This window comes from Neisseria sp. P0020.S003, assembly GCF_051957095.1.
GTDB classification, from domain to species: domain Bacteria; phylum Pseudomonadota; class Gammaproteobacteria; order Burkholderiales; family Neisseriaceae; genus Neisseria; species Neisseria subflava.
In genome coordinates this window covers 1-18,479 of record NZ_JBQCWU010000013.1, presented here as the reverse complement: position 1 = coordinate 18,479, position 18,479 = coordinate 1, and the positions used below count along the sequence as shown (strand labels likewise).

13 protein-coding genes, 1 tRNA gene, 1 pseudogene and 1 riboswitch are annotated in these 18,479 nt (G+C 50.4%); of the genes and pseudogenes, 9 read left to right on the top strand and 6 right to left on the bottom strand.

The annotated features are described in order from the left end of the window. The 7 genes from bamA to murJ all read left to right on the top strand — a co-directional run bounded on the left by bamA (window position 1) and on the right by murJ (window position 8,423). Window positions 1-2,403: an outer membrane protein assembly factor BamA gene (bamA, locus tag ACTHTQ_RS07975; protein ID WP_440363603.1), complete on the top strand. Its 2,403-nt coding sequence runs from the start codon at window positions 1-3 to the stop codon at window positions 2,401-2,403. Window positions 2,404-2,514: 111 nt separating this feature from the next. Then, window positions 2,515-3,024, top strand: a complete 510-nt coding sequence (locus ACTHTQ_RS07970; protein WP_308111940.1) for an OmpH family outer membrane protein — start codon at window positions 2,515-2,517, stop codon at window positions 3,022-3,024. 101 nt (window positions 3,025-3,125) lie between these two features. After that, a complete protein-coding gene (gene lpxD, locus ACTHTQ_RS07965) occupies window positions 3,126-4,166 on the top strand; it encodes a UDP-3-O-(3-hydroxymyristoyl)glucosamine N-acyltransferase (RefSeq protein ID WP_049328731.1) in 1,041 nt (346 codons plus the stop codon). 73 nt (window positions 4,167-4,239) lie between these two features. Further along, on the top strand, window positions 4,240-4,689 hold the full coding sequence (fabZ, locus tag ACTHTQ_RS07960; RefSeq protein ID WP_003681704.1) for a 3-hydroxyacyl-ACP dehydratase FabZ: 450 nt from the start codon (window positions 4,240-4,242) through the stop codon (window positions 4,687-4,689). A gap of 74 nt (window positions 4,690-4,763) precedes the next feature. Continuing rightward, on the top strand, window positions 4,764-5,540 hold the full coding sequence (lpxA, locus tag ACTHTQ_RS07955) for an acyl-ACP--UDP-N-acetylglucosamine O-acyltransferase (protein ID WP_003681706.1): 777 nt from the start codon (window positions 4,764-4,766) through the stop codon (window positions 5,538-5,540). A gap of 159 nt (window positions 5,541-5,699) precedes the next feature. Continuing rightward, window positions 5,700-6,875, top strand: a complete 1,176-nt coding sequence (gene lpxB, locus ACTHTQ_RS07950; RefSeq protein ID WP_440363602.1) for a lipid-A-disaccharide synthase — start codon at window positions 5,700-5,702, stop codon at window positions 6,873-6,875. A 9-nt stretch (window positions 6,876-6,884) separates the two neighbouring features. Continuing rightward, entirely contained in the window at window positions 6,885-8,423 is a 1,539-nt protein-coding gene (gene murJ / locus ACTHTQ_RS07945; RefSeq protein WP_440363601.1) for a murein biosynthesis integral membrane protein MurJ, read from the top strand. Window positions 8,424-8,514: 91 nt separating this feature from the next. Here murJ and thiC read toward each other — a convergent pair whose 3' ends face one another. Then, on the bottom strand, window positions 8,515-10,404 hold the full coding sequence (gene thiC, locus ACTHTQ_RS07940) for a phosphomethylpyrimidine synthase ThiC (protein WP_440363600.1): 1,890 nt from the start codon (window positions 10,402-10,404) through the stop codon (window positions 8,515-8,517). Window positions 10,405-10,497: 93 nt separating this feature from the next. Beyond that, window positions 10,498-10,598: riboswitch (TPP riboswitch) on the bottom strand. Between the two features lie 110 nt (window positions 10,599-10,708). On the opposite strand from thiC, the gene ACTHTQ_RS07935 reads away from it, so the two are divergent. Then, window positions 10,709-10,785: transfer RNA gene (locus ACTHTQ_RS07935), tRNA-Met, on the top strand. A gap of 184 nt (window positions 10,786-10,969) precedes the next feature. On the opposite strand, the gene ACTHTQ_RS07930 is transcribed toward ACTHTQ_RS07935, so the two are convergent. After that, window positions 10,970-12,100, bottom strand: a complete 1,131-nt coding sequence (locus ACTHTQ_RS07930; RefSeq protein ID WP_440363599.1) for an FUSC family protein — start codon at window positions 12,098-12,100, stop codon at window positions 10,970-10,972. Window positions 12,101-12,253: 153 nt separating this feature from the next. On the opposite strand from ACTHTQ_RS07930, the gene rnhB reads away from it, so the two are divergent. Next, window positions 12,254-12,847, top strand: coding sequence for a ribonuclease HII (gene rnhB, locus ACTHTQ_RS07925; RefSeq protein ID WP_308888291.1), 594 nt, complete (start codon window positions 12,254-12,256; stop codon window positions 12,845-12,847). Window positions 12,848-12,903: 56 nt separating this feature from the next. Here the strand turns inward: rnhB and ACTHTQ_RS07920 are convergent, their stop codons facing one another. The 4 genes and pseudogenes from ACTHTQ_RS07920 to ACTHTQ_RS07905 form a co-directional block, all read right to left on the bottom strand. Then, window positions 12,904-13,908: a quinone-dependent dihydroorotate dehydrogenase gene (locus ACTHTQ_RS07920; protein WP_308888289.1), complete on the bottom strand. Its 1,005-nt coding sequence runs from the start codon at window positions 13,906-13,908 to the stop codon at window positions 12,904-12,906. A gap of 211 nt (window positions 13,909-14,119) precedes the next feature. Then, a pseudogene (locus ACTHTQ_RS07915) lies at window positions 14,120-14,949 on the bottom strand (IS630 family transposase); the annotation flags it as partial. A 172-nt stretch (window positions 14,950-15,121) separates the two neighbouring features. After that, window positions 15,122-18,034, bottom strand: coding sequence for an autotransporter family protein (locus tag ACTHTQ_RS07910; protein ID WP_440363598.1), 2,913 nt, complete (start codon window positions 18,032-18,034; stop codon window positions 15,122-15,124). 269 nt (window positions 18,035-18,303) lie between these two features. Then, window positions 18,304-18,479: transposase (locus ACTHTQ_RS07905; RefSeq protein WP_440363619.1), on the bottom strand; the 176-nt coding region annotated here is incomplete at its 5' end.

The window sequence follows — 18,479 nt, the reverse complement described above, 5'->3', positions numbered from 1 at the left end:
ATGAAACTGAACCAGATTGCTTCCGCTTTAATGGTATTGAGCCTGTCTCCACTGGCATTGGCTGACTTTACCATTCAGGACATCCGCGTCGAAGGCCTGCAACGCACCGAGCCGAGTACCGTCTTCAACTACCTGCCCGTTAAAGTCGGTGATAATTTCAATGATGCGCGCAGTGAAGAAATCATCAAAAAACTCTACGCAACCGGTTTCTTTGACGACGTACGTGTCGAGACCATGGACAATCAAGTCCTGCTGACCGTGATTGAGCGTCCGACCATCAGCTCGCTCAATATTACCGGCGCGAAAATGCTGCAAAACGATGCCATCAAGAAAAACCTTGAAGCATTTGGTTTGGCGCAATCCCAATACTTCAACCAAGCAACGCTGAACCAAGCCGTTGCCGGTTTGAAAGAAGAGTATTTGAGCCGTGGCAAACAGTCTGTCCAAATCACTCCGACCGTAACCAAACTCGCCCGCAACCGCGTGTCTATCGATATTGCTATCGAAGAGGGCAAATCTACCAAGATTACCGATATTTCATTTGAAGGCAACGAAGTTTATTCCGACCGCCGTCTGATGAAACAAATGTCCTTGAGCGAAGGCGGCATGTGGACTTGGATCACGAAGAGCAACCAGTTCAATGAGCAAAAATTTGCTCAGGACATGGAAAAAATTACCAATTTCTATCAAAACAACGGCTACTTCAACTTCCGCATTTTGGATACCGATATCCAAACCAACGAAGACAAAACCAAGCAGACCATTAAAGTAACCGTCAGCGAAGGCGACCGCTTCCGCTGGGGCAATGTACGCATCGAAGGCGATACGCTGGAAGTGCCGAAAGAAGATTTGGAAAAACTGCTGACCATGAAGCCGGGCAAATGGTATGAGCGCGCGCAAATGTCCAACTCGCTCGAAGCCATCCAAAACCGCATGGGTCAGGCAGGTTACGCATTCAGCGAAATCAATGTCCAACCGATTCCAAATGCCGAAACACATACCGTTGATTTTGTGTTGACCGTTCAACCGGGTCGCAAAATCTATGTAAACGAAATCAACATTACCGGCAACAACAAAACCCGTGACGAAGTCATCCGCCGCGAGTTGCGCCAAATGGAATCGGCGCCTTACGACTCTGCCAAACTGCAACGTTCTAAAGAACGTGTTGAGTTGTTGGGCTACTTCGACAACGTTCAATTTGATGCGGTTCCTGTGGCCAATACGCCTGACCAAGTTGACCTGAACATGAGCCTGATCGAACGTTCTACCGGCTCGCTCGACTTGAGCGCAGGCTGGGTTCAGGATACCGGTTTGGTGATGTCTGCCGGTGTGGCTCAAGACAACCTGTTCGGTACGGGTAAATCCGTTGCCCTGCGTGCCTCCCGCAGTAAAACCACAGTAAACGGCTCGTTGTCGTTTACCGACCCATACTTCACACCTGACGGCGTAAGCTTGGGCTACGACCTTTACGGCAAGACTTACGACCCGCGTAAAGCTTCTTCCAGTGCGAAACAATATAAAACCACGACTTTCGGCGGCGGTTTGCGTATCGGTATTCCGGTTACCGAATATGACCGTGTGAACTTCGGTTTGGCCGCAGAACGCTTGACTGTGAACACCTACAAAGGCGCGCCTAAACGCTATGCCGACTTTATCAATCAATACGGTAAAGGCGACGGCAGCGGCGTGGGTAACTTCAAAGGCTGGTTGTACAAAGGTACCATCGGCTGGGGTCGCAACAAAACCGACAATGCCTTGTGGCCGACCCGCGGTTACCTGACCGGCGTAAACGGAGAAATCGCCTTACCGGGCAGCGACCTGCAATACTACACCCTGACCCACAACCAAACTTGGTTCTTCCCGTTGAGCAAAGATTTCACATTGATGCTGGGTGGCGAAGTCGGTTATGGCAACGGCTACGGCAAAACCAAAACCATGCCGTTCTTTGAAAACTTCTACGGCGGCGGCTTAGGCTCTGTCCGCGGCTTTGAAAGCGGTACGCTGGGCCCGAAAGTTTATGACGAATACGGCGAGAAAATCAGCTACGGCGGTAACAAAAAAGCCAACGTTTCCGCAGAGTTGCTCTTCCCGATGCCGGGCATTAAAGACTCGCGTACCGTCCGTCTGAGCCTGTTTGCCGATGCGGGCAGCGTGTGGGACGACAAAACCTACAACGACGGCAGCAGCAATTCTTATTACACCAATGGCGCGCTTCAAAACGTGTATGGCGTAGGCACAACGCACAAATCGACATTTAAAAACGAGTTGCGTTACTCTGCCGGTGCTGCCGTGACCTGGCTCTCTCCGCTGGGTCCGATGAAGTTCAGTTATGCTTATCCGATTAAGAAAAAAGAAGGCGACGAAATCCAACGCTTCCAATTCCAACTCGGTACAACATTCTGATGATGTTTAGGCCGTCTGAAACCGGGTTTGTCCGTTTCAGACGGCCTCATGGCAGATTGGCGGCAAGCTTATTGCAAACCGCCCGTTTGTTTTTAAGCAAGGATTTTTATCATGAGTAAAATAGCCGACACCCTCCGTGTCCTCGCCGTAGCCCTGCCGGGTTTCGTGCTGTTGCCGCAAGCGGCGGCGGATGGCGTGCAGAAAATCGGTTTTATCAATACCGAGCGCGTTTATCAGGAATCCAAGCAGGCGCAAAACATTCAGATGACTTTGGAAAAAGAGTTCAAAAGCCGTCAAACCGCCTTGCAAAAGCTGCAGCAGGAAGGCGAGGCTTTAGAGCGAAAACTGAGCGACGACAAGCTTAGCGACAGCCAAAGGGAAGCGGAAACCCGAAAATGGCGCAATCTGGTACAGAAATTCCGCAAGCAGCAGGCCGAGTTGGCAGAAGACTACAACCTGCGCCGCAATGAAGAATTCGCCGCGCTCCAGCAAAATGCTAACCGCGTCATCGTCGATTTGGCCAAACGCGAAGGTTACGACTTCATCTTGCAGGACGTGATTTACGTCAACGGCCGCTACGACATTACCGACAGCGTTATCAAAGCCCTAAACGCACACTGACCCTGCTCGGCAGCGAATGTAACCATACAGACAAACCTAAGGCCGTCTGAAACCCAAACCGGCATCTTTCAGACGGCCTGACATCTTGACGGCAGATTATCATGACTTCACAAGCATACACCTTGTCCCAAATCGTTTCCCAGCTCGGCGGCGAATGGAAAGGCGAAGACATCGCCATTACCGCCGTCCGTCCGTTGGATCAGGCGCAGGCGGAACACATCAGCTTTTTGGCCAATCCGAAATACAAAGCCGAAGTACACGACAGCCAGGCAGGCGCAGTGATTGTGTCACCGAAAGCCGCGGACGAATTTGCAGGCCGCAACCTGATTGTGGCTGCCGACCCTTATCTTTATTTTGCCAAAGTGGCACGATTGTTCTCGCCGATTGTCAAAGCACAGGGCGGCGTACATCCGACCGCCGTTGTCGAGGCAAGCGCCAAAGTGCCGGCAAGCTGCGAAATCGGTGCGAATGCCTATATCGGCGCGAATGCCGTATTGGGTGAAGGCTGCCGTATTTTGGCCAATGCCGTTGTCCAACACGATTGCACGTTGGGCGATGAAGTCGTGCTGCACCCCAACTCTGTCATCTATTACGGCTGCACTTTGGGCAACCGTGTCGAAATCCACAGCGGCGCCGTCATCGGTGCGGACGGTTTTGGCTTGGCCTTTGCCGGCGATTCATGGTTTAAAATTCCGCAAACCGGCGCAGTCACGCTGGGCGATGATGTGGAAATCGGTTCGAACACCAATATCGACCGCGGCGCGATGAGCGACACGACCGTCGGCAACGGCACCAAAATCGACAACCAAGTCCAAATCGGTCACAACTGCAAAATCGGTTCGCACACCGTTATCGCCGCCAAAACCGGTATTTCCGGCAGCGTCACCATCGGCAATTATTGTATTATCGGCGGCGGCGTCGGCACGGTCGGACACATTGAAATCGCCGATAAAACCACCATCGGCGGCGGAACATCCGTTACCCACAGCATTACCGAAAGCGGCCAGCATCTGGCCGGTATTTTCCCGATGTCGGGCTACAAAGACTGGGCACGCAATGCCGTTTATATCCACCGTTTGAGCGAAATGAACAAACGCCTCAAAACGCTGGAAAAACAGCTTGCCGACAGCGACGAAGCCTAAAGGCGGCGCAAACAGTCCGCGCCCCGCATCCGAATACGTTTAAACCCAATACAAACAAGGAAAGACGAACATCATGGACGTACAACTCCCGATCGAAGCCAAAGACATTCAAAAACTTATCCCACACCGCTATCCGTTTTTGCAACTCGACCGCATTACCGCGTTCGAACCGATGAAAACCCTGACTGCGATTAAAAACGTCACCATGAACGAGCCGCAGTTCCAAGGCCATTTTCCCGACCTGCCCGTGATGCCTGGCGTGCTGATTATCGAAGCCATGGCGCAAGCGTGCGGCACACTCGCCATCCTCAGCGAAGGCGGCCGTAAAGAAAACGAATTCTTCTTCTTCGCCGGTATCGACGACGCCCGTTTCAAACGCCAAGTCATCCCCGGCGACCAACTGGTTTTTGAAGTCGAGCTGTTGACCAACAAACGCGGTATCGGCAAATTCAACGCCGTTGCCAAAGTCGATGGCCAAGTTGCCGTTGAAGCCGTGATTATGTGCGCCAAACGCGTGGTGTAAGAATGGGACAGGCCGTCTGAAAGTTCAGACGGCATCTTGCAGGCAATACCTGTATCAGACAGCAAGGAGACAGCATGACCCTTATCCATCCGACCGCCGTCATCGACCCTAAAGCCGAACTCGACTCCAGCGTCAAAGTCGGCCCATACAGCATCATCGGCCCCAATGTGCAAATCGGTGCGAATACCGAAATCGGCCCGCACGTCGTCATCAACGGCCATACGACCATCGGTGAAAACAACCGCATTTTCCAATTTGCCAGCCTCGGCGAAATTCCGCAGGACAAAAAATACCGTGACGAGCCGACCAAGCTGATTATCGGCAACGGCAACACCATCCGCGAATTTACAACGTTCAACCTTGGTACGGTCACCGGTATCGGCGAAACCCGTATCGGCGACGACAACTGGATTATGGCCTACTGCCACCTTGCCCATGACTGCGTGGTCGGCAACCATACCATCTTCGCCAACAACGCCTCACTCGCAGGCCATGTTACCATCGGCGACTACGTCGTCTTGGGCGGCTACACGCTGGTGTTCCAATTCTGCCAAATCGGCGACTACGCCATGACCGCGTTTGCCGCCGGCGTACACAAAGACGTACCGCCGTACTTCATGGCTGCTGGCTACCGCGCCGAACCGGCCGGCCTCAACAGCGAAGGTATGCGCCGCAACGGTTTCACTGCCGAACAGATTGCCTCTGTCAAAGATGTGTATAAAACCATTTACCATCGCGGCATTCCGTTTGAAGAGGCCAAGGCAGACATTCTGAAACGTGCCGAAACCCAAAGCGAATTGGCGGTATTTAAAGACTTTTTTGCACAATCCACACGCGGCATTATCCGTTGATTGATGGATTGAGGGCCGTCTGAAACTTTTTCAGACGGCCTTTGGATTGCAAAAATCCGCGCAGTAGGCAGGTTTCCTGTCCGTTTGCTGCCGATGCTGTCTGAAAACGGGCGGGCAAATGTCCGCCCCCAAATCTTTTAGCTTCCGAACCTCAACAACATGAACCCCAATCCTTCCCCCCTTATCGCCATCAGCGTCGGCGAGGCTTCCGGCGACTTGCTCGGCGCACATTTAATCCGTGCCATTAAGGCGCGTTGCCCGAATGCGCGGTTTACCGGCATCGGCGGCGAGCGCATGAAGGCGGAGGGTTTTGAGAGTTTGTACGATCAGGAAAAGCTGGCGGTGCGCGGTTTTGTTGAAGTTATCAAACGCCTGCCGCAAATTTTGAAAATCCGCAAAGGGCTGGTGAACGATTTAATCCGCCTCAAGCCGGATGTGTTTATCGGCATCGATGCGCCGGACTTTAATCTCGGCGTGGCAGAAAAACTCAAGCAGGCAGGCATTCATACCATTCATTACGTCAGCCCGTCGGTTTGGGCGTGGCGACGCGAACGGGTCAATAAAATCGTGCATCAGGTCAACCGCGTGTTGTGCCTGTTTCCGATGGAGCCACAGCTTTATATCGATGCCGGAGGTAAGGCCGAGTTTGTCGGCCATCCGATGGCGCAAACCATGCCCGTGGAAGCGGATAGGGCGGCGGCGCGGCAGAAGCTGGGCGTTCCTGCGGACGTGCCCGTGTTTGCCATATTGCCCGGCAGCCGCGTGAGCGAAATCGATTACATGGCGGCGGTATTTTTTCAGACGGCCTTATTGCTGTTGAAACGTTACCCGCAGGCACAGTTTTTGCTGCCTGTGGCAACGGCCGCAACGCGCAAACGCATTAGCGAAATTTTGGCGCAGCCTGAGTTCGCCTCTCTTCCCATCACGCTGACCGACAAGCAGTCGGATACGGTTTGCACCGCTGCCGACGTGGTATTGGTTACCAGCGGTACGGCGACTTTGGAAGTGGCCTTGTGCAAGCGGCCTATGGTCATCAGCTACAAAATTTCGCCGCTGACTTATGCGTATGTGAAACGCAAAATCAAAGTGCCGCATGTCGGTTTGCCCAATATTCTGTTGGGTAAAGCCGCCGTTCCCGAGCTGCTGCAACACGATGCCATCCCTGAAAAACTGGCGCAGGCCGTGGCAGACTGGTATGACCGCCCTGAGGCAGTGGCCGCGTTGGAACAGGATTTCCACGCCTTGCATCTGCTGTTGAAAAAAGATACGGCTGCATTGGCGGCGGCGGCAGTATTGGAAGAAGCCGGATTTTCAGACGGCCTGAAAGACAAGTAAGGAAAATACATGAATTTATTGGGAGCCTTGGCCAAGGTTGGCAGCCTGACGATGGTGTCACGCATTTTGGGCTTTGTGCGCGATACGATTATCGCCCGTGCGTTTGGTGCAGGCATGGCGACAGATGCGTTTTTTGTCGCGTTTAAACTGCCCAACCTACTGCGGCGCGTGTTTGCAGAGGGCGCATTTGCCCAAGCCTTCGTACCGATTTTGGCAGAATACAAAGAAACCCGCTCACCCGAAGCCACGCAGGCGTTTGTGCGTCATGTGGCCGGTATGTTGTCGTTTGTGTTGGTCATTGTTACCGCGCTGGGCATACTTACCGCGCCGTGGGTGATTTATGTTTCCGCGCCCGGTTTTGCCAAAGAAGCCGATAAGTTTCAGCTTTCCATCGACCTGCTGCGGGTAACGTTTCCTTATATCTTTTTGATTTCATTGTCATCTTTTGTCGGCTCGATACTCAACTCCTATCATAAATTCGGTATTCCCGCCTTTACGCCGACATTTTTGAACATTTCCTTTATCGTCTTTTCCCTGTTTTTTGTACCGTATTTCGATCCGCCCGTTATGGCTTTGGCGTGGGCGGTATTTGTCGGCGGCGTGTTGCAGCTGGTGTTCCAACTGCCTTGGTTGGCAAAATTGGGCTTCTTGAAAATGCCCAAACTCAGCTTTAAAGACGCAGCGGTCAACCGCGTGATGAAACAGATGGCACCGGCTATTTTAGGCGTGAGCGTGGCGCAGATTTCCTTGGTTATCAACACCATTTTTGCCTCATTTTTGCAGTCCGGCAGTGTGTCGTGGATGTATTACGCCGACCGACTGATGGAATTGCCTACTGGTGTTTTGGGCGTGGCACTCGGTACAATCTTGCTGCCTACCTTGTCCAAACACGCCGCCAGTCAGGATACCGAGCAGTTTTCCGGCCTGCTCGACTGGGGTTTGCGCTTGTGTATGCTGCTGACCCTGCCTGCCGCCGTCGGCCTTGCCGTGTTGTCTTTCCCTCTGGTTACGACCTTGTTCATGTACCGTGAATTTACGCTGCACGACGCGCAAATGACCCAATACGCACTGATTGCCTATTCCTTCGGCTTGATCGGTCTGATTATGATTAAAGTGTTGGCACCCGGTTTCTATGCCCGCCAAAACATCAAAACCCCCGTTAAAGTCGCTATTTTCACGCTGATTTGCACGCAGTTGATGAACCTCGCTTTCATTTCGCCGCTCAAACACGTCGGCCTGTCCCTCGCTATCGGTTTGGGCGCGTGTCTGAACGCAGGTTTGCTGTTTTTCCTTTTACGCAAACACGGCATCTACCTCCCCGGTAAAGGATGGGCAGCGTTTTTGGTTAAAATGGTCATCTCTTTGGTCGTCATGGGCGGCGGTTTGTGGCTGGCGCAATATTATCTGCCGTTTGAATGGGTGCACGTCGGCGGCTTTAAAAAAGCAGGCCAACTCTGTGTCCTGATTGCCTTGGGCGGCGGCCTCTACTTCGTTTCCCTCGCTGCGCTCGGCTTCCGTCCGCACCATTTCCGCAGAGTAGAAAAATAAGCAACCGTAGTGCGTATTGCTTTGGCTTAAAGGCTATTCACTAAAAAGGCCGTCTGAAACATTTTCAGACGGCCTTTTCTTGCTTTACGTTTCAACTGTAAAGCTTCGCTCCTTTTTTGACGAACTCAATCGCTTTTTCTTCCATGCCTTGCTGTTGGGCCTTTTGCTTGTCGGCGTAGTCGCGCACTTCCTGCGTGATTTTCATCGAGCAGAATTTGGGGCCACACATCGAGCAGAAGTGGGCGATCTTCGCGCCTTCGGCGGGCAGGGTTTCGTCGTGGAAGCTTTCGGCGCGTTCGGGGTCGAGGCTTAAGCGGAATTGGTCGCGCCAGCGGAACTCGAAACGCGCCTTGCTCAGGGCGTTGTCGCGCAACTGTGCGCCCGGCCAGCCTTTGGCGAGGTCGGCGGCGTGGGCGGCGAGTTTGTAGGTGATGATGCCGGTGCGCACGTCTTCTTTGTCGGGCAGACCGAGATGCTCTTTCGGGGTAACGTAGCAGAGCATGGCTGTGCCGTACCAGCCGATATTGGTCGCGCCTATGCCCGAGGTAATGTGGTCGTAACCGGGTGCGATGTCGGTAACGAGCGGGCCGAGTGTGTAGAAAGGTGCTTCAAAGCAGTGTTGCAGCTCTTCGGTCATGTTTTCTTTCACCCGTTGCAGCGGCACATGGCCGGGGCCTTCGATCATGACTTGTACGTCGTGTTTCCACGCTTTATCGGTCAATTCGCCCAAGGTGTGTAGCTCGGCGAATTGGGATTCGTCGTTGGCATCGGCAATGCAGCCGGGGCGCAGGCCGTCGCCGAGGCTGAACGAAACGTCGTAGGCTTTCATGATTTCGCAGATTTCGTCGAAATGCGTGTAGAGGAAGTTTTCTTTGTGGTGGGCGAGACACCATTTCGCCATGATGGAACCGCCACGCGATACGATGCCGGTGAGGCGGTTGGCGGTCATCGGCACATAACGCAGCAACACGCCTGCGTGTATGGTGAAATAGTCCACGCCTTGTTCCGCCTGCTCGATTAAGGTGTCACGGAACAAATCCCAAGTCAAATCTTCGGCAATGCCGCCGGTTTTTTCCAAAGCCTGATAGATGGGCACTGTGCCGATGGGAACGGGCGCGTTGCGGATAATCCATTCGCGCGTTTCGTGGATGTGCGCGCCGGTGGACAAATCCATAATCGTGTCCGCGCCCCAACGCAGCGACCACACCATTTTTTCGACTTCTTCGGTCAGGCTGGAGGTTACGGCAGAATTGCCCAAGTTGCCGTTGATTTTGACGCGGAAATTGCGGCCGATAATCATCGGTTCGAGTTCGGGGTGGTTGATGTTGGCAGGGATAATTGCGCGTCCGGCGGCGATTTCTTGGCGCACGAATTCAGGCGTGATTTGGTCGGGATGGGTCGGGATGTTCGCTCCGAAACTTTGCCCTGCGTGTTGTTTCAAGAGCTTGGCGTATTCAGGCCGTCTGAAAAGCTCGTCCAGCTTCATACGTTCGCGTATGGCGACAAACTCCATTTCGGGCGTGATAATGCCTTGGCGCGCGTAGTGAAGCTGGGTTACATTGCGGCCGGCTTTGGCTCGGCGCGGGCGGGTGATTTGGTTGAAACGCAGATGGGCGGTTTCCGGATCGTGCGCGCGTTCGATGCCGTATTCGCTGGAGAGCTTGGGCAGGATTTCGGTATCGCCGCGTTCGTCCAGCCACGCCGTGCGGATGTGCGGCAAGCCTTGTTTCAGGTCGATGTGTGCCGCCGGGTCGCCGTACACGCCGCTGGTGTCATAAACGGGAATCGGCGGATTGGCTTCCGTACCTTGCGCCGTGTAAGTGTCGTCCTGACGGATTTCGCGCAAAGGCACGCGGATGTCGTCGCGGCTGCCTTGCAGATACACGCGTTCGGAGTTCGGATATTTGAAGCGGATGCCGATGTCTTCGCTCAAGTCGGAAAGACGGCGCGCCTCATCGCCGGTTTTTTTAGTGGTAGTCATAAAAAAATTGCTCCTGTTTCTCGGTTATGAAAGGAAACAGGAGCATTGCTTTTTTCAGACGGCCTTGTGGATATTTTCAATCAACCGTCTAAAATCACATTTACCGAAACTCCCCACGCAGGTATTATCCTGTTCGGGTGTAAAAGGGTATTTCTCAGCCGCTCGGTTTGAAAGCAGCACCCCTGTTTCTTTATTAATGAAAATTAAACCATGCGGACGGTTTTTTGTAAAGCGGCGTTTTTCGCATTTTCTGTCAAAAACGCTTGACAGCGATTCCGTCTTTCCGTATAGTTACAACTTCTGACGCGGGATGGAGCAGCATGGTAGCTCGTCGGGCTCATAACCCGAAGGTCGTAGGTTCGAATCCTGCTCCCGCAACCAAATATAAAAATCCCCTGCAATCGCAGGGGATTTTGCTTTATACGGCATTTATTGTTGATTGGATTGATTAAAAGGCCGTCTGAACCATTGGGTTTCAGACGGCCTTTTTTATTGGCTGATGACATCGGCGGCTAATTCGTTTTTGTCTTTTATTTTGGGTTTGCGTTTTTCAGACGGCCTATTGTTACTCCGGATCGGTATCGTTGCGCAGGTATTCTTTCAGGCGTTGCAATTCTTTTTTGTCCAACCATTTATTGCGCGAACGTTGCAACAGGATCACCAAAGCGGCGATTTCGTTGCGCATATTGGTACTGAGCCAAAGGAAGCCTTGCCAGTCGTAATGCAGGCGGGCGGCCGGTTTGCTTAGTTCGGTATTGAGCGAAGTATCGATGCGGATGCGGCGGGCGTAGTGGCCTTTGATGAGGCGGACGGTCAGGCGCAGCTCGCGTTGGAGTTGGTTGAAATGGCGGTCGAGCAGGCGGATTTCGCTTTCGTTGAGCGTGGGCGCGCGCAGTTTGGCGGCGGTGGTCAGGAGCAGCTCGGTGGTGTTGACGATTTTGCGGTGGGCATGCTGCATGGCTTCCATCATATTGTTGCTGATGTGGCTTTCACCGGATGTGGCGGCCAGATGGCTGCGGCTTTTGACCATACGGGCGTTGATTTTGCGCATTTTAATCATGTTTTGTTCCAAACGCTCGCGCGTCATGCGTTTGCCGTTGCTGATTTCGGCAATCATTTTGGCGCAGTCGGTGAGGTTGTCGGCAAGCATGAAGCGCCACATCAGGGTGGAGCGCAGGGGCAGGAGTTTGGCGGCGGCAATGGCGATGGCGGCACCAATCAAAACGTTCATGGCGCGCATCAAGCCGCTGTCGAGCCAGTGGTGGCTGCTGTCGCCGATGAGCATGCACATGGTCAAACCGGCAAGCATGGCGACATAGCCGTTTTTGCCGACCGCAGACCAACCGGCCACCGCGCTGGCACTACCGATAAGCAGATAGAAGAAAACGCCGTCTTGCAAATAATGCTGGTTCAACCATAAAACGGCCAAACCGACGCCCAAACCGATGGCCGTGCCGAGCATGCGTTCGACTGCTTTGGAGTAAATCGCGCCTTGGAATTGCAGCATGCCGAGGACGACAAAGACGGTCATGCCGATCCACTCGCCGTGTTGCAGGTGGAAGACTTTGGCCAACAGGGTGGAAAACACGATTGCCAAGCCGAGGCGGAAGGCGTGGATATGGCGGCGATAGCGGTAGCGTTCGTAGGCGTTGAGCCAGCGTTCGGAAAAATGGAGGCGTTCGGATTGGGCAGGCATGTTGTAAGACGTATGGGTATGTGGGATGTAAATTATAACTGATTGGTAAAGCAGATGAAATTTGAACTGTTCCCCAATGGTTTGAACTATTGCAGAATTTCTCTATCGCAAGCGGATATAATGGCGGCTTTGAATCAGACAGGCGGTGAAGAAATGGCAACGGTTTTAAGCGCAGGCGTGGACGAGGCGGGGCGCGGCCCTTTGGTCGGCAGCGTATTTGCGGCGGCAGTGATTTTGCCGGAACATTTTGATTTGCCGGGTTTGACCGATTCAAAAAAACTGAGCGAAAAAAAGCGCGATATGTTGGCGCAGATGATTAAGGAACAGGCGGTTGCGTGGAGCATTGCCTTTGCCGACCCCGACGAAATCCTGCAACTGAACATCCTGCACGCAACCATGGCCGCGATGAAGCGCGCAGTCGAGGGGATGTCGGTCGTACCCGATAAAGTATGGATAGACGGCAACCGCGTGCCGAAAGATTTGAATGTTCCTGCCGAAGCCGTGGTCAAAGGCGACAGCAAAATCATCGAAATCTCTGCCGCTTCGGTTTTAGCCAAAACCGCGCGTGATGCGGAAATGTATGAATTGGCGAAACGCTATCCGCAATACGGGTTTGACCGCCACAAAGGCTACGGCACGGCGCAACACTTGGCCGCGTTGAAACAATACGGCGTATTGCCGGAACACCGCCGCGATTTTGCACCGGTCAAAACCTTATTGGCACAAGGCAATCTGTTTGAAGAATGAAAGCATATCAAAAGGCCGTCTGAAATCTTTCAGACGGCCTTATTTTTGGAAAAGTATTATTTCAACGCAGCCAAACACTCTTTAATCAACTCAGGGCCGCGATAAATCAAACCGCTGTACACCTGAACCGCACTGGCGCCCAAGCGGATTTTTTCTGCCGCGTCCGCGCCGTTCATAATGCCGCCGACGCCGATAATCGGCAGCTTGCCGTCAATGCGTTCCGCTAAAAGTTTCAACACCTGATTGCTTTTCTCGCGTACGGGCAAGCCGCTCAAGCCGCCTTGTTCGCCTGCGAGCGGATGGCTGCCCAAGCTTGATTTATCGATGGTTGTGTTGGTGGCAATGATGCCGTCCATCTCCACGGATTTGACCACATGGGCGATGTCGTCGATTTGCGCTTTGTCCAAATCCGGCGCAATTTTGACCGCTAACGGCACATATTTGCCATGCGCGGCCGCCAGTTGCGCCTGTTTGTTTTTCAAGGCTTCCAACAATGCGCTCAACTCGTCGCCGCCTTGCAAGGCGCGCAGGTTTTTCGTATTGGGGGAGGAAATATTGACCGTGATGTAGCTTGCGTGGGCGTAGGCTTTTTCCAAGCAAATCAGATAATCGTCGGCCGCGTTTTCAATCGGCGTAACGGCATTTTTGCCGATATTGATGCCCAAAATGCCTTTAAAGCGGCTGTTTTCAATGTTGCGGATCATCGCGTCGATACCGTGGTTGTTGAAACCCATGCGGTTGATGATGCCTTGGTGTTCGGGAACGCGGAAAAGGCGCGGCTGCGGATTGCCCGGCTGCGGCTTGGGCGTGACCGTGCCGATTTCGATAAAGCCGAAACCCAAAGCGGCAAACGCATCGATACACTCGCCGTTTTTGTCCAAACCTGCCGCCAAACCGACCGGATTGGGCAGCTGCAAGCCCATCAGCTCGGTTGGTCGGGTGTGGCTGTCCACTTTGGGCAGCAGGCCGAGTTTTTCGATAGAACGCAAACTGTTGAGCGTGAAATGATGGGCCTTTTCTGCATCGAAGCGAAACAGGATGGGACGGACGAGTGAATACATGGCGGCGGCTTTCTGAACGGTTGATGAATTTGGCGTTATTTTACCTGAAACCGTCAAACTGCCCCAAACGTCTGTATCGATATGATTTTATTGTTTGGTGTCAAATGAAAATAAATAGGGTTTTTGCGTGTAATCGGATAGTTCATTAAAATGGTAAGAGAGAGTCTTTTCAGACGGCCTGATGGATGTATAGTTAATTAAAATCAAAATAGGACATTATCGCATCGTCAAATCGGGCGTAATCAGACAATACGGTTCGCAGATACCGCTTAATATCCGCCCACACCTTCTCAATCGGGTTGAGCTCAGGTGAATAAGGTGCAAGAGGCAATACCTTATGTCCCAATTTTTCCGCCATTTCCCGTAAGACACCCATACGGTGAAATCGTGCATTATCTAAAATAATCACCGATTTTCGAGTCAATGCGGGCAGCAGGCATTGTTGAAACCACGCTTCAAAAAAGACGCCGGTCATCGTATTTTGATAAACCATCGGAGCAATCAGCCGGTTGCCGACTTGTGCGGACACCGGAGATAAGCGTCGGTATCTTTTTCCACTTATCTGCGCTTTCACTATTTGCCCTTTCGGACTGCGGGCATAGGGACGGAACAGGTAGCGGTCAAATCCTGTTTTATCCAAATAAACACGTTGGTAGTCGGAAAATCCGGCCAGCTGTGTCAAATAATGCGTTACTTTGGCCGGGTCTTGTTCTTTGTAAGTCGTGGTCTTTTTTTGCGCGTCATCCCCATCTGTTTGAGTGCATAGCAAACGGCGGCTGGCGTACAATCAAAATGTTTGGCGATCTCATGCAGACAGGCATCCGGGTGTTGCCCAACATATTGAGCCGGTTTTTGCCTATCCAATTTGACGGCATTTAGACCGGTAACTTGATGTTTTAGGCTGCCTGTTTGTTTTTTAAGGCGAATCCACAGGTAAAGCGTGGTTCTTGACAAGTTAAACGTTGCTGCGGTTTAGCTGATGTTTTTGCATTGTTCGTAATAGTTTAAAGCCTTGTTTCTTAAGTCCGCAGAGTATGCCATGGTTAGACCTTCACAGTTGAGTATTGTACTATTTTGTTTTTAATTGACTATATTTGATAATCCAGTATAGCGCTTAGATAATTGAGGAAGGCATATAAATGAGCCGGATAAATATTGTTAATATTTATCCGGCTCATATAAAAGGACTACGGTAAGATATATTACTTGAAGATTACCAAGAATATTTTATGCCGATTGAGCCTTTGTATCCTTGATGTTTCGTTCCACTTAAAGATTGTTCATACCGTGCATCTGCATAAATATGGGTATTGGAACTGGTTGCAAATTGTGCTCCCAAACCAACTTCGCCCCAAGTTTTTGCTAATTTTTCAGTAACATTATCCTCGCTAATGTTACTGGCCGAAGTATTTCTGAAGTTATGCCACACATTAGTGGTGAAATACAAGGTTCGAACTTTTTCATGATCGGTTAAATTATTATAAGCAAAGCGTACACCAATGCGGCTGCGTAAATTATGTTGCTTATCTTGATGCACAGAGCGCATATCATCAGTGAAGCTATTTAAGCCGAGGTATTGATAGATTAATTGTGCTTGCGGCTCAATAATCCAACTGTCGCCATTATTCGTTTTCTCTTTACTTAATACAAACGGACGACCTACCTCACCCGATAAAGCCACACCCAAACCATGGTTTTTTGCTTTCGAATCTAAGGAGTTATATTTATTTTGCATCCAAGAAAGTTGGCCTACAAAGTCTATATAGCTACCATCTTCAGAATACCGTGTGTGAGTCACACCGACATGGAGGTTTTCGGTTTTAGCTTTACCTGTATATTTGTCATCAAGGACGACACCATTCTCGGCACGATATTCATCATAAAATTTCGAATTAGCATGTGTGTAACCAACATAACCACCAGTTAAACGTTTGCCGCCATTTTCGCTAGAAGAAATATCAAAGTCGTGGCCAAACTGGAAGCCTGCAAGGTCAGCGCTAAGATTCAAACGCTTTTTACCATCCAAAGCAATGTGTTTGCCAATAATACGTCCCCAAATTTGGTTGTTCGCTTGAGATTTTTCCCAAGAAAGGGCCTGATTTTCACCACGGCGTTGGTGCAATGTACCAACTGTTTCGTAGCCAACTTCTAAGTTCAAGTTTGGAATAAGCGTATAAGCAGGAACAGAAGCTGTGTAAATGGCATCCTTATTCGTGGAAACTACCGTCCAAAAATATTCGGTTGTATTTCCTACTTTTTTGGAAGCCAATTGCAGTTCACCCGCACCTGTAGTTTTGGCAATACCGGTAAAGTTCTTTAAATTACTTTCCCCTTGTACTCGAACTACTGCCGTACTGTTTTTGGCTAAATCAGCCGCAATAGAGCCGATAGTGCCATCAATCATATTTTCTGTGCCGTCCGCTTTCAAACTGACAACTTTTGTTGTCCCTTCGGCATTACCGGTGATTTCCAATAAGTCAGATTTACCGTTATTGGCATCATTACTATCCCAATGAGTATTCACTTTAAGAACACCGTTATTCGCTGTGTAGTTGCCTTCCACAGTGAGTTTGTCTTCGTAAGAGCCATTGGCAAGGGTGATTTCACCGTTGTTACTGGTTAATGTGCCTTCAGTACCATCTTGTTTAACCAGTTTAACTTTATAGTCTGTTTTAGTTGAACCGTTCGGAATATTTTTAGACGCATCTAATACCCCCTTATCCAAGGTTAAGGCATTGATGGTAGAGCGTTGTTCATCACCTTTTTGTTTCAATTCCCAAACAGCTTGGTTGTTCACATGCACATCTAATTTAGAATGCACATTGCCTTTAGATTGTTGTTGCATCAAACCAATGGCTTTTGCTTGATCAGACAAGGTAAATGTCAAATCAGCCCCTTTGGTTACTGCCACTTTAGTTTCGGCAAGCCAGCCATTTTCTGCGGCTTTGGCTTCACTGTCTTTGCCTTTCAACGCGAATTTTGCATTTTCAGCAACGAATTCACCATTATTAAACCAACTTGCGACTTTATTTCCTGCGAAGGTTACTGCAAAACTACTTTCTTTTCTCGCATCAGCAACAATCAATGAAGCATCATCAGATGTTGTGGTGATTTTTGTATTGTTTAAACGAACTTCTTGATCTTTATTAGGCTCATTTCTGGATACATTGTCGCTAATAAAAAAGGCACTTACTTTAGTTGCGTAATCCTGAGTATCGAAAACAACAGCTGAATTGCCGGATTTGATTTCACCGCTGCTAGTGTCCGAATCGGCAATTAAGCGGGATTTAGTGCCAAATAAGCGCACGGTTGCGGAATCTTTTGTATCCTCGGTATTCAGCACCATTTTGCCAGTGGAATTGACGACAGCACCTTTATAGTCAGCCGGTTTTTCAGTGTTTGGTAGTTCCGGTTTACCAATTTTTAATGCGGCAGAAAATTTTCCGTTTGCTTTCACTGTGATGTCAGAATCTTTTAAGTTCGCTTCCGCACCGTCTCCACTAACGTAAAGCCCGACTAAATAATCCCCGATTTTAGCGGTGGTTTTATCTTCCACGGTAATAGTCAGTTTTTTCTCAGAATTGAAAACCGGTTTGGCGCCATTCTTACGATAAACCTTCACCCCGGATAATTGGTGACCAAATGGTGCAGTTGCGCCACCAAAGTTTTTTGTACTTTTCACTGTGTTTTCTGTGTTTTTAACAGTGATATTAGCATCATTATGCAAAGTTAAGCTTGCGGTATCAGAAGCATTACCACCAGCATAATCATATCCTACAGCAATACCGTAGGCGGCATTGGAGTCTACGGCTAATCCTGAATTAGCTTCGCTGGCTAACGTAACATTAATGTTAGTTTTGCCTTTAATTTCAACTTGATTATTCGCACGAACGATAAGTCCTTTTGGACGAGCAAATTGTTCTCCGCTATTAGGTGCTAGTGTAGCTTTGTAATCTCCATCAATGTTTTGATTTGGTTCTTTCCAAAATTCTCCTGAACCCTCTGTTCCCATAGTAGGTGAAGTGTCGTCCGCTGCAGCAACGGCCAATGCAGGAATAGAAAAGCAAGAAGCTATCAGAGTATGCAGCAAGGTTTTCCTAAATATTTCTTTTTTATAAGTCAACATATAAATTTTCCTTTTATTTATGATTTTAAAATCACGATAAGACCCCATTCAAAAATGGAAGCTGCCTTAGTATAGCATAATATATTGTTTTTCCATATAACTCTTCTGCTATCACATAGGCCGAGACCTTTGCAAAAAAGCCCTTCCCCCGACAGCCGAAACCTAAACAAAGGTTTTCGGCTATTTCCCTCCCCAAATCACTCCTAATTCTACCCAAATGCCCCCTTAATCCTCCCCGGACGCCCCATAATTGGGCATCCGGCCGCCTTTTAGGCGCAAACAGGCACACTTAGCCTGTTAGCCGCCTTCAACAGGTTTAAACACATTGCCTTCAGATGGCTTTGCGCACTCACTTTAATCAGCCCGAAATAGGCTGCCCGGGCATAGCGGAATTTACGGTGCAGCGTACCGAAGCTCTGTTCGACCACATAACGGGTTTTCGACA

Coding starts and splice junctions, on each gene's coding strand:
- bamA (WP_440363603.1), top strand. CDS start 1: ATGAAACTGAACCAGATTGCTTCCGCTTTAATGGTATTGAGCCTGTCT.
- ACTHTQ_RS07970 (WP_308111940.1), top strand. CDS start 2,515: ATGAGTAAAATAGCCGACACCCTCCGTGTCCTCGCCGTAGCCCTGCCG.
- lpxD (WP_049328731.1), top strand. CDS start 3,126: ATGACTTCACAAGCATACACCTTGTCCCAAATCGTTTCCCAGCTCGGC.
- fabZ (WP_003681704.1), top strand. CDS start 4,240: ATGGACGTACAACTCCCGATCGAAGCCAAAGACATTCAAAAACTTATC.
- lpxA (WP_003681706.1), top strand. CDS start 4,764: ATGACCCTTATCCATCCGACCGCCGTCATCGACCCTAAAGCCGAACTC.
- lpxB (WP_440363602.1), top strand. CDS start 5,700: ATGAACCCCAATCCTTCCCCCCTTATCGCCATCAGCGTCGGCGAGGCT.
- murJ (WP_440363601.1), top strand. CDS start 6,885: ATGAATTTATTGGGAGCCTTGGCCAAGGTTGGCAGCCTGACGATGGTG.
- thiC (WP_440363600.1), bottom strand. CDS start 10,404: ATGACTACCACTAAAAAAACCGGCGATGAGGCGCGCCGTCTTTCCGAC.
- ACTHTQ_RS07930 (WP_440363599.1), bottom strand. CDS start 12,100: ATGCCTGCCCAATCCGAACGCCTCCATTTTTCCGAACGCTGGCTCAAC.
- rnhB (WP_308888291.1), top strand. CDS start 12,254: ATGGCAACGGTTTTAAGCGCAGGCGTGGACGAGGCGGGGCGCGGCCCT.
- ACTHTQ_RS07920 (WP_308888289.1), bottom strand. CDS start 13,908: ATGTATTCACTCGTCCGTCCCATCCTGTTTCGCTTCGATGCAGAAAAG.
- ACTHTQ_RS07910 (WP_440363598.1), bottom strand. CDS start 18,034: ATGTTGACTTATAAAAAAGAAATATTTAGGAAAACCTTGCTGCATACT.